Source organism: Paenibacillus sinopodophylli (assembly GCF_005930355.1).
GTDB lineage: Bacteria > Bacillota > Bacilli > Paenibacillales > Paenibacillaceae > Pristimantibacillus > Pristimantibacillus sinopodophylli.
Window position 1 is genome coordinate 166763 of the sequence record NZ_VDBO01000009.1, and the last position, 14670, is coordinate 181432.

18 protein-coding genes are annotated in these 14670 nt (G+C 45.6%); 7 read left to right on the plus strand and 11 right to left on the minus strand.

What is annotated here, in order from left to right:
* Positions 1 to 19: 19 nt before the first annotated feature.
* The 6 genes from rsbW to FGT79_RS23830 all read right to left on the minus strand — a co-directional run bounded on the left by rsbW (position 20) and on the right by FGT79_RS23830 (position 3514).
* Positions 20 to 457, minus strand: coding sequence for an anti-sigma B factor RsbW (gene rsbW, locus FGT79_RS23805; RefSeq protein WP_138755337.1), 438 nt, complete (start codon positions 455 to 457; stop codon positions 20 to 22).
* Positions 454 to 786, minus strand: coding sequence for an STAS domain-containing protein (locus tag FGT79_RS23810; RefSeq protein ID WP_138755338.1), 333 nt, complete (start codon positions 784 to 786; stop codon positions 454 to 456). The genes rsbW and FGT79_RS23810 overlap by 4 nt, the downstream gene beginning before the upstream one ends.
* 79 nt (positions 787 to 865) lie before the next feature.
* The gene (locus tag FGT79_RS23815; RefSeq protein ID WP_138755339.1) at positions 866 to 1480 is read right to left on the minus strand and encodes a hypothetical protein; all 615 of its coding nucleotides are present in this window, start codon (positions 1478 to 1480) and stop codon (positions 866 to 868) included.
* 125 nt (positions 1481 to 1605) lie between these two features.
* Positions 1606 to 2742 (minus strand): fused response regulator/phosphatase, encoded by a 1137-nt coding sequence (locus tag FGT79_RS23820; protein WP_138755340.1) that lies wholly within the window; start codon positions 2740 to 2742, stop codon positions 1606 to 1608.
* Between the two features lie 148 nt (positions 2743 to 2890).
* Complete coding sequence (locus tag FGT79_RS23825) at positions 2891 to 3289, minus strand: YflT domain-containing protein (RefSeq protein ID WP_138755341.1); 399 nt, start codon at positions 3287 to 3289, stop codon at positions 2891 to 2893.
* A gap of 60 nt (positions 3290 to 3349) precedes the next feature.
* Positions 3350 to 3514: a DUF1328 domain-containing protein gene (locus FGT79_RS23830; protein WP_138755342.1), complete on the minus strand. Its 165-nt coding sequence runs from the start codon at positions 3512 to 3514 to the stop codon at positions 3350 to 3352.
* Between the two features lie 219 nt (positions 3515 to 3733).
* Here FGT79_RS23830 and FGT79_RS23835 point away from each other — a divergent pair, with 219 nt between their 5' ends.
* The 5 genes from FGT79_RS23835 (at position 3734) to FGT79_RS23850 (ending at position 7694) form a co-directional block, all read left to right on the plus strand.
* Positions 3734 to 4615, plus strand: coding sequence for an alpha/beta fold hydrolase (locus tag FGT79_RS23835; protein ID WP_138755343.1), 882 nt, complete (start codon positions 3734 to 3736; stop codon positions 4613 to 4615).
* Positions 4616 to 4728: 113 nt separating this feature from the next.
* Positions 4729 to 4899: a hypothetical protein gene (locus tag FGT79_RS31345; RefSeq protein WP_171056413.1), complete on the plus strand. Its 171-nt coding sequence runs from the start codon at positions 4729 to 4731 to the stop codon at positions 4897 to 4899.
* Between the two features lie 153 nt (positions 4900 to 5052).
* A complete protein-coding gene (locus FGT79_RS23840) occupies positions 5053 to 5730 on the plus strand; it encodes a GntR family transcriptional regulator (protein WP_138755344.1) in 678 nt (225 codons plus the stop codon).
* Between the two features lie 21 nt (positions 5731 to 5751).
* Positions 5752 to 6843, plus strand: coding sequence for a mannonate dehydratase (gene uxuA / locus FGT79_RS23845; protein ID WP_138755345.1), 1092 nt, complete (start codon positions 5752 to 5754; stop codon positions 6841 to 6843).
* Positions 6840 to 7694, plus strand: coding sequence for an SDR family oxidoreductase (locus tag FGT79_RS23850; RefSeq protein ID WP_138755346.1), 855 nt, complete (start codon positions 6840 to 6842; stop codon positions 7692 to 7694). The genes uxuA and FGT79_RS23850 overlap by 4 nt, the downstream gene beginning before the upstream one ends.
* 125 nt (positions 7695 to 7819) lie before the next feature.
* Here the strand turns inward: FGT79_RS23850 and FGT79_RS23855 are convergent, their stop codons facing one another.
* Positions 7820 to 8107: a 4a-hydroxytetrahydrobiopterin dehydratase gene (locus FGT79_RS23855; protein WP_138755347.1), complete on the minus strand. Its 288-nt coding sequence runs from the start codon at positions 8105 to 8107 to the stop codon at positions 7820 to 7822.
* A 117-nt stretch (positions 8108 to 8224) separates the two neighbouring features.
* On the opposite strand from FGT79_RS23855, the gene FGT79_RS23860 reads away from it, so the two are divergent.
* Positions 8225 to 8704 (plus strand): YfbM family protein, encoded by a 480-nt coding sequence (locus FGT79_RS23860; RefSeq protein ID WP_246096587.1) that lies wholly within the window; start codon positions 8225 to 8227, stop codon positions 8702 to 8704.
* A 59-nt stretch (positions 8705 to 8763) separates the two neighbouring features.
* Here the strand turns inward: FGT79_RS23860 and FGT79_RS23865 are convergent, their stop codons facing one another.
* Positions 8764 to 9165 carry a hypothetical protein gene (locus tag FGT79_RS23865; protein WP_138755349.1) on the minus strand — a complete coding sequence of 134 codons (402 nt, stop codon included), beginning with the start codon at positions 9163 to 9165 and terminating at the stop codon, positions 8764 to 8766.
* Between the two features lie 249 nt (positions 9166 to 9414).
* A complete protein-coding gene (locus FGT79_RS23870) occupies positions 9415 to 10668 on the minus strand; it encodes an MFS transporter (protein ID WP_246096588.1) in 1254 nt (417 codons plus the stop codon).
* 207 nt (positions 10669 to 10875) lie between these two features.
* On the opposite strand from FGT79_RS23870, the gene FGT79_RS23875 reads away from it, so the two are divergent.
* Positions 10876 to 11889, plus strand: a complete 1014-nt coding sequence (locus FGT79_RS23875) for a serine hydrolase domain-containing protein (RefSeq protein WP_138755351.1) — start codon at positions 10876 to 10878, stop codon at positions 11887 to 11889.
* 207 nt (positions 11890 to 12096) lie between these two features.
* Here FGT79_RS23875 and FGT79_RS23880 read toward each other — a convergent pair whose 3' ends face one another.
* Both FGT79_RS23880 and FGT79_RS23885 read right to left on the minus strand, forming a co-directional pair.
* On the minus strand, positions 12097 to 12330 hold the full coding sequence (locus tag FGT79_RS23880; RefSeq protein WP_246096585.1) for an NUDIX domain-containing protein: 234 nt from the start codon (positions 12328 to 12330) through the stop codon (positions 12097 to 12099).
* Positions 12331 to 12924: 594 nt separating this feature from the next.
* The coding region (locus FGT79_RS23885; RefSeq protein ID WP_138755352.1) for an S-layer homology domain-containing protein at positions 12925 to 14670 on the minus strand (1746 nt) is incomplete at its 5' end.

Genomic DNA, 14670 nt, shown 5'->3' on the forward strand with positions numbered 1-14670 from the left:
ATGCAATAATGAGCATCATCTAATGCCCTGCCGCAACATTCAAATATTTGGTTAGAACAACCTCCGTACCGCTATCCGAAGTATTCACCTCTACCTCGTCCATCAGTGCCTGCATCAAGTAGATGCCGAGCCCTCCTACCTTCAGTCCACTTACCTCAACCTCAGGCAGGGGAGCTGCCTTTTCTATCGCTTCCTCGACAAGTGTCGAAGTTCCATTGTTTTTCACTTTAATCGTAAGGCCTGAATTCACAGGCTCGAAGCTGATGTCAATAACGTTGCCGTCAGCATCGTAGGAGCCATGAATAACAGCATTATTGCAGGCTTCTGAGACAGCGACCTTCATATCCTCCATGTCCTCATACGCATAATTCATTTTTGATGCAATTCCAAAAAGACAGATTCTGACCAAATCGATATAGTCTGCATGGGCCGGTATTTGTAAACGGATGGCATTCATGCTTGAGCCTCTGTCCCTTCTGTTAGATATCTGGAAATACCTGTAAGATCAAAAAGCCGTTTAACGGCTGCCGGTATTTCACGTACAAAAAAAGGAGCCTTTAGCTCATCACGCAGCTTCAGCACCGAAACGATAATGCCGATTCCGGTACTGTCTATATATTTTAATTGTTTGAGGTTTAATATTAATGCTTTATCCGTTCGATTCATCACAGGCTCCAAAGCAGTTCGAAGCTGTGGAACTACGGATAAGTCCAATTCACCGCTAACATGTAGAATAAACTGATCTAACGTCTCTTCCTGCACCACTTGAAATTGCTCTGCTTTCATTTCATTCACTCCGCTCGCGTTTGTTTAATAAATAGCTTATCAAGTTCCTGTTCATTGTACAAGATGTACAAGCGAATGCTTACATCGAGGAGCTATGAAAGTAATGAATAGACGTCAGCTTGTTCGAATCCACATCGATAAACAGCTTCAACAATGCTTCGCCTCGTTCAAAAACAATTCCGTCCTCTGTTGTATAATCGGGTTGACCCAATGCTTCTTCTAACGCTTCAACCGTCGCAGCAATCTGAGTACCGTCAATCACAATGACGCTTGCACCCTCTGGTATTTCTAACGAATAGAGCAGTCCATCGCTAAACACAATAGCCATATTCGGATAGTCATACGTACTCATTTCCTTGAAATAAGGGTCCACTGCAATTCTCTTAGGCTCTCCAAGCTTCTTGACCAACGTGCTTGGGTCATCATAGAGGGTAATGCCGTTTACGCTTTGAAGCTTGAAGCTTGGCTTGACCACTTCAGGGATTAAGGTTTGTGCTTGGGTATAGGTCGTATGTGCTACGGTAATGGGAGTCATAGAAGCTGTCACTATTTTGCTCACTGCTTGAGCAGGTGCTTTCGCCTCCAGACAGCTGGAATCCATCGTTCGCAATTGCATCGAAGTGGTTGGAGCCAGCTCTCCGGAGTAAGCGAAAATCCCTCCAATCAAGCAGCCAATTAAAATAAAGTTCTTCATATGGTCTCCCTCCTATGCGGGAATATCCTTGTTGCTTGACTTATCTATTTATAAACCACTCTCGAGCGTTTGAAACAGGCTTTTTAAAATTTTTTACGACAATTCATTATTGCGTCAACCAATCTTTATTTCGTATCAATCATGACTACGCAAATATCATCCTTCTGACTCTCGTTATTATACTCTGCAATAAATTCGCTTACGATTGCTGTATGCTCTGATGCTTCCTCACCGCGCAAGCGCTCAATGAGCAAACCTAGCTTAGTCTCTTCATCAGCACCAAGCGCTTCACTTAATCCGTCTGTATAAAGGAATAATTGCATAGACTTATCGTACGAAAGAACACCTTTGGTTATATCGATACTATCAAATAATCCGATCGCACAGCAGCCCTCTGTCAGCAGCTTCACCTCACTGCCTACTAGTACTTTGCCAGGTGGGTGGCCTGCATTCACATATTCGATCACTTTTTTATCGGTATCAATAACCAAATAAATAGCTGTGAAATAATAATTAAGCAGCTCTTCCTTCTTATACAGCTGGTTCATATATCGATTAAGCTCATGCATGACGAGATCTGGCTCGGTAATACGCGTAATCGTATCCTTGAGAACCGAAGATATATACATGCACACAAGCGAAGATGAAATCCCATGTCCCATCATATCAAGCAAAATAACGCCATAACGACTCTCGTCAATTCGGTACCATGCGTAGAAATCTCCAGCAAGCTCAGATGACGGCTGGTAGACCGCGCTTACTTTTATTTGATCATCATCTATAGGCTGGCTTAATACATTCCGCTGCACCTTTTTGGCAAGCTCCAGTTTCGTCTTGATCTGCCGATCTCTTTCCTTATGCCAATCAATCTCACGCTTCAATCGCAGCGACGAGCGAATACGCGCCAGAAGCTCCATCTTATTGATCGGCTTCATGACGTAATCGCTTGCACCAGCATCGAGCGCTTCTGCCATTTTGTTCGAATCGCCAAGGGCCGTAACAAATATGATGGGAATATCCTTATAGCGCTCGACCTGTAAAATACGTTTACATGCCTCCAAGCCGTCGATTTCAGGCATCATCATGTCCATAAGAATCAGATCGACGCTTGTCTCTGCCGTACAGGTGCTATCTATATCCAGCATATCGTAGAGCTCCATCGCCGAAGAAGCAATTTTTAAATCCTCATAGCCTTCTTTGTTTAGTATAGCCTTAATAATAATTTGATTTGTAGCATTATCATCTACGATTATAATACTCATATGTATGCTCCTTTAACTCGCTTACCTGCTACTCATATTCTGAGCGTAACGGCAGTAAGAGTCAACTTTTAGTAGAAAAAATGACCAATAAAGACCTACCCGTGAGGGTAGGTCTTATTCTTCGTCATCGAAGCAGCGGCTCTAGCTTTTAAACCACATAATGAGGGTAGTAATAAACGGCAGGGTCGAATTCCTCGCCCGAATATTCCTTACCGCCCCAAGCGATAACAAGAATTTTATCTTGATCCAGCTCGCGTTCAAGACGTTGTGCTTCTTGATCGGATATACCAAGTGACCTCATCTTGGCACGAAGCTCATCCCCATTAGAGCGGAAAATATTAGCGATAGCCGACCCGAAGCCTTCCTCTGCGATACCGATTTTCTCAGCATCCGTATTGTCCACAATTCGTTTCGTCCTGTCCTTGTCGTGAGTCAGAACAAAGATTTTATCCTTCTGGTAACCTTCGGCCTGGAATTTATACACTTGTTCCTGTACCTCAACGACGTTATTGACAGTGTGCACCTTTGTATTGGATAGATTATTCATGTTCATTCCTCCTATTATTATAGTTATAATTACGAGTTCTTCTTCAAGCGTGAGACGGGGTTAACTGACTCGTCTTCGGCCCACGATAAGAGATACGATAAAGAGTACGATAAACACGACGAACAATATTTTGGCGATTCCCGCTAATGCGGAAGCAATTCCGAGAAAGCCGAAAATGCCAGCGACGATTGCAAAGATGAAAAATAATAATGCCCATCCTAACATTGGAATCATCCTTCCCTTTAGATTCAGTTTTTGTTAACTTGTCATGTTATTAACCAGCCCAAAGGCCTTTGAAACAGAGGGATTTCCGACTTTCCCTCCTCTACACCTGCTATTAATGAAGAAATAAATATGTGTTATTTTCTTCTGTTTCAGATGCCGAGTATGAGGTTAAGAGACTACACCAAACAAATCGATTTAAGAAAAGGCTGGTGATGGTCGATGGAAAAGCAACGTATTCACGTTAACGGCATCGATATCGTCTATGAAGAATGTGGAAGTAATAATGAGAAAACAGTTGTATTGCTCCACGGCTTTTGCGGCTCATCGGGATATTGGCAAAAGATATGTCCGCTGCTTAGCGATCAATATCGCGTCATAACACCAGACCTTCGCGGCCACGGAGGATCTTCAGCTCCCGACGGGACCTATACAACGGATCTCATGGCCGATGACATTGCAGCGCTCCTTGCAGCGCTTCATCTCGATAAGGTCGTCATGTTCGGTCACTCATTAGGCGGCTATGTAACGGCTGCTTTTGCCGAAAAATATCCTGAGAGGCTTAGCGGCTTCGGACTTATCCATTCCACGGCTCTGCCGGATTCAGAAGCGACGAAAGAGAAGCGTATAGCGGATATCGAAGCCATCCGTGAGAAAGGTGTTTCCAAATACCTTTATGGCATCATCCCTCATTTGTTTACAGATGAGAAGCTCGCTGAAATGCGTAATGAAGTGAGTGATCTGATTGGCGTTGGGCAAGAAATGGAAGCCAAAGCTGTTATCGCAACCTTAGAGGGCATGATGCAGCGTCCTGATCGAAGCCATGTGCTTGCAGAAGCCAAATACCCGGTACTGCTTGTTGCAGGCGCTGAGGATGCTGTCGTCAAACCCGATGATACCTTTACAGTGACAAGCCTTGATCAGCCTGAGACCACCTACAAATATCCACACATTCTGGAGACGACCTTCGAGGATGTTGCGCATATGAGCCTTGTCGAAATATCCGATCAGCTTGCTCGCGTCATGTCTAGTTATTTGAAGACGCTGGATGAGCGTGAGAAAACAAGAAAAGAAGGAAACAAGGAGCACTCAATAGAGAAATAAAGGAATGCACACTTACTTCGATGTTTCAGCAACACTTATAAAGGGTATATAATCATGTGCGGATATCCCCCTATTATGTATCCGCCGCCAAATAACTGGAGGTGTTGGTTACTATGAGCCAGACAAAGAGTAGTACAGATACTTCTTATCGAACGGGAGAAATTGTAAAGCATGCTGGGTATTACCTTTCAGAATCAGGCAAGAAAAATAAGCTGCAAGAGGGAGAAAGATTCCCTGCTTGTCCTATTAGCGGTCATGAAACAACTTGGAGTCATGCCCATTAGCGCAAAATAACCATTATGAACCATATTGAAGGACAGCTTTGCAAGTAGATCATCTACTTGCAAAGCTGTCCTTCTTTCATTTTTCACTTTCTACTTTCAAACGACTTAACTTGTATGGTAGTATGGTAGTTATGATGTGAAAGGAATGAGAGCATGAATTTCAACAACCGTCCACAGCCATTATCAACTAGAGATGCTGTTTATATGGAGCTCAGAGAACAAATATTAAAGCTTTCGCTGCCTCCAGGCACGCCGCTTTCAGAGAACGAAACCTCGCTTTTGTTCAAGGTCAGCCGCACGCCTGTCAGAGAAAGCTTCCTGCGGCTTGCTCAGGAGGGACTCGTGCAGGTGCTGCCCCAGCGCGGAACCTTCGTCTCCTTAATCGACACCGCTCTTGTAGAGGAAGCACGGTTTATGAGAGAGCAGCTCGAGAAAGCCATCATCCTGCTTGCTTGCAGCCATTTCCCATTGCCTTCCCTGCTTGCTCTTGAGCAAAATCTTCACGAGCAGCAGATTTGCTTGGATAGCAAGGATGACAAAAGCATGTTCGAGCTTGACGAAGCTTTCCACCGAATATTGTTCGATGGATGCGGCAAAACGAATATATGGAAGATCATGCAGCAAATGAATGCGCATTTGAATCGAAGCCGCATGCTAAGGCTCGTTGACGACCATGATTGGAAGCATCTCTACGAGCAGCATCTCCAGATAGCTGAAGCAATAAAATCACAGAACGGCGTAGGCGCGCAGCAATTAATAACTGATCACCTCAGCCTGAACATCGCTGATCAAGCGCTTCTGAAGGAGAAATACCCGAATTATTACAAATAACGATTAGGAGGCACGACTCGCATGAAAATGACGTTTAGATGGTTCGGTGAGGGCAATGATACCGTTCCCCTCAGCTACATTAAACAGATTCCTGGAACAGACGGTATTGTTTGGTCGCTGCATGATGTTCCAGCAGGAGACGAATGGCCCATCGACCGCATTATGGAGGTTAAGCAGCAAGCTGAGCAAGCAGGCCTGCATATCGACGTTGTTGAAAGCGTTAACGTACATGAAGATATTAAGCTTGGGCTGCCTTCCCGCGACATGTATATCGAGAATTACAAACGATCAATTGAGAAGCTTGGAAGCGTCGGAGTCAAAGTCATCTGCTACAACTTCATGCCGATATTCGATTGGCTTCGAACAGATCTACACAAACCGATGGGCAACGGTGCAACTGCGTTATTCTATGAGAACAGCCGGATTGCTAACGCTGATCCCTTCCAGTTAGTTGACGAGATTAACGCCAACTCCGCCCTTACAATGCCAGGCTGGGAGCCTGAGCGGCTGCAGCATTTGACGAGCTTATTCGAGGCCTATAAAGGAGTAACAGAAGCGCATTTATGGGAAAATCTTCGATATTTCTTGAATGAGATCATTCCGGTCGCAGCACGCAGCGGCATTCGCATGGCCATACACCCGGATGATCCGCCATGGCCGATATTCGGCTTGCCACGCATCATGACCTGCCAAGAAAATTTCAGAACCTTCTTGAAGCTTTATGACAGCCCATACAATGGCATTACGCTGTGCAGCGGTTCACTTGGCGCCAATCCAAGCAACGATATTATTTCCATGATTCATGAATTTGGGGATCGCATACCGTTTGCTCATATTCGTAATGTTCGTGTATTTGAAAATGGCGATTTTATAGAAACCTCACATCGTACACAAGACGGTACAGTAGACATTGCTGGTATTGTAAAGGCTTATCATGATATTGGATTTACAGGCTATGCAAGACCCGATCACGGCCGCCATATTTGGGATGAACAATGTAGACCAGGCTATGGATTATACGATCGCGCGCTCGGCATCATGCATTTATGGGGACTATGGGACGCTTATGCATATACAGCCGTTTCGAGTAAAGAACAGGAGGAGCGTTCATGAGTTCATTTCCTAAGCATGAATCCTACAATGGGAAAGTAGCCGTCATTACTGGAGGAGCAGGCGTGCTATGCCGAGTGATGGCACTTGAGCTTGCCCGTCAAGGAGCCAAGATTGCAATCTTGAATCGTACAGCCGAGAAAGGGTTAGCGGTTGCCGAGGAAATCAGAGCAGTCGGCGGAACAGCGATCGCGGTTGCCTGTGACGTGACGAACGCTGATAGCATGAGAGCAGCCGGCGCTGCTGTGCTTGAGCAGCTCGGTCCTTGCGATATTCTAATTAATGGTGCGGGCGGCAATCATCCGAGCGCGAACACGACCAACGAGATCTTCAAGCTTGAGCAGCTTCATGAGGCGAATACGACTACTTTGTTTAATCTGAGCGTTGATGGATTCCGCAACGTCATGGATCTTAACTTTATCGGCACGCTAATCCCTACCCAAATATTTGCAGAGCAAATGGTTGGCCGCCAAGGTGCTGTCATTATTAATATTTCTTCGATGAGCGCCCCTTCCCCGATGACCAAGGTGCCAGCCTACAGCGCCGCGAAAGCAGCCATCGTTAATTTTAATCAATGGCTCGCTGTACATCTGGCAGAATCGGGCATACGCGTCAATGCGATTGCACCAGGCTTTTTCCTAACGGAGCAGAATCACAAGCTTCTTTTGAATGAGGATGGCTCCTTGACCGAGCGGTCTGGCAAAATCATCTCACACACGCCAATGCGCCGTTTCGGCAAGCCCGAGGATCTGCTCGGCGCTTTGCTCTGGCTAGCCGATGAGACGACCGCGGGATTCGTGACCGGTACGACGATTCCTGTGGACGGTGGGTTTTTAGCTTATTCAGGCGTGTAGCCTGCAGGGCAGTAGCGTATCCTGTGTTAGACAAGCCCTATTTCGAATGACTATACTACTCTTTTCCGGCCAAAAGACCTCCATTCTCGTAAAGTGCGGGAAAGGAGGTTTTTCTCCGTTTCCACTTATTCAAGAGCGAATGCCTTGTCGAACGCTTCAGCAGCCTGAAAATCAAGCGCTGTAATTCCACCCTCGTGCCATGTTGTTAGACGAAGCGTCACTATTTTAAAATCAATGGCAATAAAGGGGTGATGGTCCAACTGCTCGGATGCGTCTGCTACGCGATCCACAAACGTAATGGCATTCATAAATGCATGGAAGCGATATTTCTTCGTTATCCACCTGCCATCCTCCCGCTTCCACCCCTCGTACGCTGACAAGCTCTGCTCTATTTGCGTTTCTGTTAATTTCATATGCTGCTTCCCTCCTTGATTTAGGTCTATTATACGATAATCGTTCAGATTCAATATGCTATAATTCGGATATTAATAACAGAAAGCATCGTTGAAAGGGAGGCAATTGAATTGGGAATGATCGGATATTTGCAGCAGGTTTCGACTGAACAACTAAATTCGCTGATTGCGCGTGTTGATGAGCTGGGAGGCGTAATTATCCATGAACCGTTCGATGAAGAGGTACTCGATATCGATAAAGCGTGGCATGGAATACATTATTTGCTGAATGGCAACTCCTTCGGAGGAGAAGAGCCTTACATGAATGTTATTCTTGGAGGTACTCCTATAGGGGCAGATGAAGGCTACGGACCGGCCAGGTTTTTAACAGCTGAACAAGTGAAGGAAGTATCTAATGCTCTCTTGCAGCTAGATAGCGTGAAGCTTGAATTGCGTTATAATGCCGCAGAGCTCAGCGCTGAAAGTATTTATCCCTCAAGCTCGGAATGGAATGAAGAGGAAGACAAGGAGTATTTGCTGAGCTACTATTCAGAGGTCGTTGACTACTACCGCCTTGCAGCAAGCAAAGGAAATGGGATGCTGCTCTACCTGTTGTAGGAGGAGTAGAGGAATGATGTATCCTTCAATCCTTCTGTCCTTCGGATATTCCCATCTCCTTAGCGCCAGCGATCGCCGCGCTTTTTCACAAAGTGCGCATAAACATAACGCCAAGGTATACCGAAAGGGAAAATTAATACGATCAAACAGGCCGAAGCTGTTGCCCATGTAGACTCATCCATTCGACCATTGATCCAGAGCGGGACAGCAACGACGATTAACCAGATCGACTTCCATCCTAATTCCCACAGAAGCAGCGGCAGCATTTGTAGCGGATAGCGCAATCCTAAGAGGCACAGAACGGAGAAGGATGCCAGCATACATTGGACTACTCCTTCATATAATTCCCATGGCTCTTCGTGATAAATGACGCTAGGCCATACCGTAACACCTAGCCCTACTACAACAAGTAGGTAAAGCGCCCTCAGGAAATATTGACGAAACAATGAGACATCATTCATTGCAAATTCCTCCTTTTTAAGCAAATAAGCTCATTCGTGTACTGCCGTGATATTACACTAGTACTAATGCTTTGTATAAATAAAAAAAAGAAGCAACAGAGGTAAAATCCTCTTTGCTTCTTGAGTACGTATAAACACGACTTCTAAACCCCATGTTTTAATCGAATCTGCGCATCATATTTACAGTTACCTTCTTTGTTTAACTCCACATACTTACTATTCCCCATACCTGCCTGAGAAGCCGACAGGCTATCCCTTACCCGGCTCCGGCACTCGCATGAGAATGAAGATCCCTATGATAAACAGGATGACGAGGCTGAATACACCCATGCTCGTATGGCCGGTCAGCTGCGCGGTTGCACCGACAAGAAGCGGACCCAGAATCGAAGCGAACTTGTCGAAAATATTATAAAATCCAAAAAAACGGTTAGCGTTATCTTTTGGCACCATCTTCGCAAAATAAGAACGGCTCAGCGCTTGGATGCCGCCTTGCGAGGAGGCGACTAGCATCGCAAGCACCCAGAAGTCAAACGCCGACTTCATGAAATACGCGTAAATACATACGACTATATAGACACAGATGCCTGCGTACAGCATGATTTTGCTCGAAAACAGATCCGCAAGTCGCCCGTACAACATCGCGAATGGAGCAGCGACGACCTGCGTGACGAACAAAATAATAAGAAGATCGGTCGATTCGATGCCCAAATCGGTCCCATAAGCGGTGGACATCGTAATGATCGTCCCTACACCGTCGATATAGAAGAAATAAGCTAACAAGAAAAGGAAGATCGTCCGATGCTGCTTGATTTGTTTGATTGTCTCAAAGAGACGTTTGAAGCTGTTAACGACGATTCGAGACTCGCGCTTCAAGTAATGTTTCTGGCGTACGTTGCGAAGCATGGGCAGTGTGAACACGCCCCACCAGACAGCTGTAAGGAAGAACGCGATCTGGCTCGCCGCTGTGACCGAAATCGGCAAAACTTCTTTTTCAGCAAGAAGAATGATCGCGATGCTTATAATAAAAGGAATGGTGCTTCCAATATAACCGATTGCGAAACCGCGAGTAGACACCTTATTCATCCGTTCATCGTCGGTTACATCTACGAGAAAGGCGTCATAGAACACATTGGAGCCTGCTGAGCCAATCGCGATAAACATATAACAGACGAGCAGCAGCTCCCAATTATCGTTCGGAATAAAAGTGAGCAGTGCTGTAGCGATGACTCCAAGCAAACTGAAACCTGCGAAAAACGTTTTTTTGAACCCTTGGTAGTCTGCAATCGTACCCAGGATCGGACCAAGCAGAGCAAGGATAAATGTCGAAATCGCAATCGTATAGCCCAGATAAGCCGTAGAATTCGCAGCACTAACGCCAGCGCCCTCAGCAGCCGCTTTGTAGAATAGCGGGAAAATAGCCGTCGATATGACAATAGAGTAGGCAGAATGACCCCAGTCGTACCACATCCAGCTTTTTTCTTCCTTCGAAAATGCTCTCATCAGATTGGCCTCCTGAATGAATCGAATGCTCTTATTGTATAGGAAATCTACGCTTCTAGGCGCAAAGAACAAAAACTTTACAAAACGCTAGGGTCCTCCCGCGCAGCTGTTAACATAATCGCTCAAACGTTTCACTACCCCATCAGGCTTGATCCCATTACTCCTTTAAGCTATTCTTAATTTACTTTTGCACATAACGAAAATAAAGGAATGGAATGCATGGACCTATCTGAACTAGCATCAGCTATTAAACCGTTAGACCTAAGAAGCTGCCTAATCACTCAAGGCGACCAAATGCTATTTGAGCATTATCGGAATCCAAATATTGTGCAGCAAACCGCCAAAGTAAATTCATGCACGAAAAGCTTTCTATCGGCTCTCATTGGTATCGCCATGGACCATCGTATTTTACCAGAGGCTAACACCCCAATAACCGATTTCTTCCCTCAGCTTCTTAAGGATCCCGATCCGCGGAAACGAGAAATAACGCTGGAGCATCTCTTGACGATGACATCTGGGCTTGACTGGACCGAATTCGGCGGCCAAAAGTCGTTTCCGCGCATGACACGGTCGGACGATTGGGTTGCGTTTGTATTACAGCAGCCCCTGTCTGATAATCCGGGAACACGTATGGAATACAACTCCGGGGTATCACAGCTGTTGTCTGCTATTCTTGTACAAGTATCTGGCATGTCTACTGCCCGCTTCGCAGAGGAGAAGCTATTTTCCCCGCTAGGTATAGAAGCGTACATGTGGGAATCCGATCCACAAGGAATCCATACAGGTGGATACGGCTTATATCTACGCCCTGCAGACATGCTTAAATTCGGGCAGCTTTACCTGCAGCAGGGTCGTTTCGAGCAGCACCAGCTGATCTCCAGTGAGCGAGTAACTCGTTCCGTACATCCCTACATTCTCGTTAGCTCGCCGCCCCCTTGTTATTATGGATGGCATTGGTGGGCAGAAACCTTCAGTGCAGCAGATCTGGCAGGAGAGCATACTGAGGTTCATATAGAAGAGCACAACGCTTCTTCTCTGCTGCCTTCTTTTGACTACTATTATGCGAGAGGCTATGCTGGTCAGTTCATCTATAACATTCCCGTCTTGAATATCGTTGTCGTACTCACGGATGATAAACGAAAAAAAGATCGTCACCCCGCAAATGTGTTCCGTGATTTTATCGCTCCGCTGCTGATAGAGACAATAAATGAAGATGCTTTATGAAGCTATTCCTCCAATTGCTGAATAAAACCACTAACTTACTATTACGAGGCCGCCATTATGAAACGGCAGCCTCGCAATATTGATCGTTATTTTAAAGTAAGCAATTGTGATTGAGATGAAGTTACCCATTAGTGCAATGACTACCCGAGCAACCTAAGCTTATCCTCAACCATGCTTTTACTATCTTCATCCCATACGACAGATATTTCATCTGTAATTGGTTTTAGGCACAACATATTCATCTATACCTTTGAAAATTAAGTGCTCAGGTCTTGCGACTAATCCGGTATCTTCTCTCAGCTCACGTCCAGCCCCTTCGGTTAAACTTTCAGGAATATCGACTTTCCCTCCAGGACCAAGATAGCCTGGGAATCCCATAGACTCTCCTCTATGACACCCACACGTTTCCCATGCTAATATGTCCGTTAGGGAATCTTCCATAACCGCTCCTCCTTCACTTTAGAAAAAAGACGCCTCTCAAGCAGTTTGTTAAACGGCTTGAAGGGCAACACTCTTATCTTTTCACGTCTGACATCAATCATATTGGACATAAACACAATCATCCTTAGTCTTATAGCTTTGCATATCGGTTTAATAACGGATTGATCGCTAACTGCTTCTTGTAAAGGAAGCTCCCAGCACGGTCACTTCGAGCAGTAACAGCCGATTTCCAGTGAACGATTAACTCGTTCCGTATATCCCTACATCCTCGTGAGCTCTCCTCCTCTCTGTTCTTAAGGATGGCATTGGTGAATGTGCAGCAGATTTAGCAGAAGGGCATGACGGCTTCTCCCCCTTGTCTGCTTTTGACTACTATTACGCCAGGGGTTATGGTGGTCCGTTCATCTATAACATTCCCGTCTTGAATATCGTTGTCTTACTCACGGATGATAAACGAAAAAAAGAGCATCCCATCATGCTGTTATATAGCAAGATGGGGTGCTCTGGATAAGTGCTAAACTCTGTCATGCCTCGGTGAGCAGAGCCTGTCTATATGAAATAGAGGATAAATATCGCTTTGTAGATCTTCAATCTTTAGATTAAACCAGATATTTTCAATAGGCGCTCGATGATAGCAGCTACTTCTGCACGCGTCATATTCGCTTTTGGAGCCAACTGCGTGTCGCTTCTGCCTGTAACAATTTCGGCTTGCAGCACATCAGCAATACCCTCTGTTGCCCAAGCGGACATTTTTACTGCGTCAGTATAGCGGCCTAACAATTCTCCTGAATCTACTGTCGGGAGTTTGTCCTTCAGTCCTGTGATCTTCATGGCTTTGGCGATAATCGTCATCGCTTGCTCACGAGTGATTTTGTCGTTCGGACGGAACGAGCCGTCCTCAAACCCATTAATCAAACCATAAGCGCTCGCTGTTTGAACAGCAGAGCCGTACCAATCAGTTGATAGGACATCCGTAAAGTTGACCTCACTATTCTCAAGCTTAAGCCCCAGCCCCCTCACGATAATCGCCGCAAACTCTGCCCGCGTAATATCTTTGTTTGGACTGAATAGCTCATTGCCTGTTCCATTGATGACAAGACGCGAGCCCATATTGTTGACCGACTCCTTGGCCCAGTGATTAGTAACATCCTTAAATTCAAGCGGATGCCAGATAATCGAATAAGCACTGTTGGTCAAGCTGTTGATTTTGGCAAAATATTGGCCCTTATCTTCTAAAACTCTAGTTGGAACGTGGCGAACTGTACCGTCCGGCTCGACAACGATGCCTGTTGTAATTTTATTCAGATCAATGCCAGCAGGCAAGGCGACAGTCCGTTCTACATACGCACTAAACTTAGTAATAGGGATAATCTGGTTGTTGTATTCTACGCTAACTGCAAAATCAAGTGAAGGTGCCGACAACGTAAATCCACCTTTGTCCGCTGATCCCTGTACGATTTTCATCATATTATCCGTTAAAGTACCGATCTCAAGCCGGAGTTTAATATCGTTCAGCGATACTGTCTGACTCAATTGTTTGGAGATCGCATCAATGTTGATCTGCTGAGCAGGAATCGTATAGGTTGCTCGATCGGTTTTGAGCTCAAGCATAGCTTGCTTTTGCTCCATGTTCTTAATCATTTGTCCAGTCAGCTCGCCAATGACGATATTTGAGCTATTACCTAGAAGCGGAATTGTAATAATCGCGCCTTGACCTTCAGCGGCCAGCTTCTGTTCCAGCAACGCTTGATTGACTGTAATCGTAGTGGTAGATTTGCCATTTACAGATGCTGTAGAAGCACTTCCGATTCTCTCCAGACGCCCATTAACCCAGATGTCTACTCCTGTACCTGAAGAAGAACCAGTCTGTGTCGTTCCACCACTGTTTGTAGGCGCTGATGGCGTAACGGTGTTCGACGATACAGAGGCTGCACTAGAGCCTGCACCATTAATTGCTATTACCTTGAACGAATAGCTCGTCCCGTTCGTAAGACTTGTAACGGTGATTGGACTAGCCAGTCCCGTTGCTACTGTGTGTCCATCTGCATCTACTACCTCATAGCCAGTAATGTCACTTCCACCGTTATCTGTTGGTGCTGTGAATGAGACTGTTGCTTGTTTATTCCCAGCTACGGCGGATACTGCAGTCGGCGCATTCGCAACCGTTATTGGTGTCACTGTCAGATCGCTAATTGTAACTGCCAGCGTCTGAGCGGCACCCGCGCTAAAGTTGAATGCTAGGTTTGTCGTGCCTACAGATTGTTGTGCCAAGTAAGATTTTTTTATCGTTACCGTGTTGCCCACTACCGTGTAATCTGTTCCCGCTGTCAGTGTTGCTGC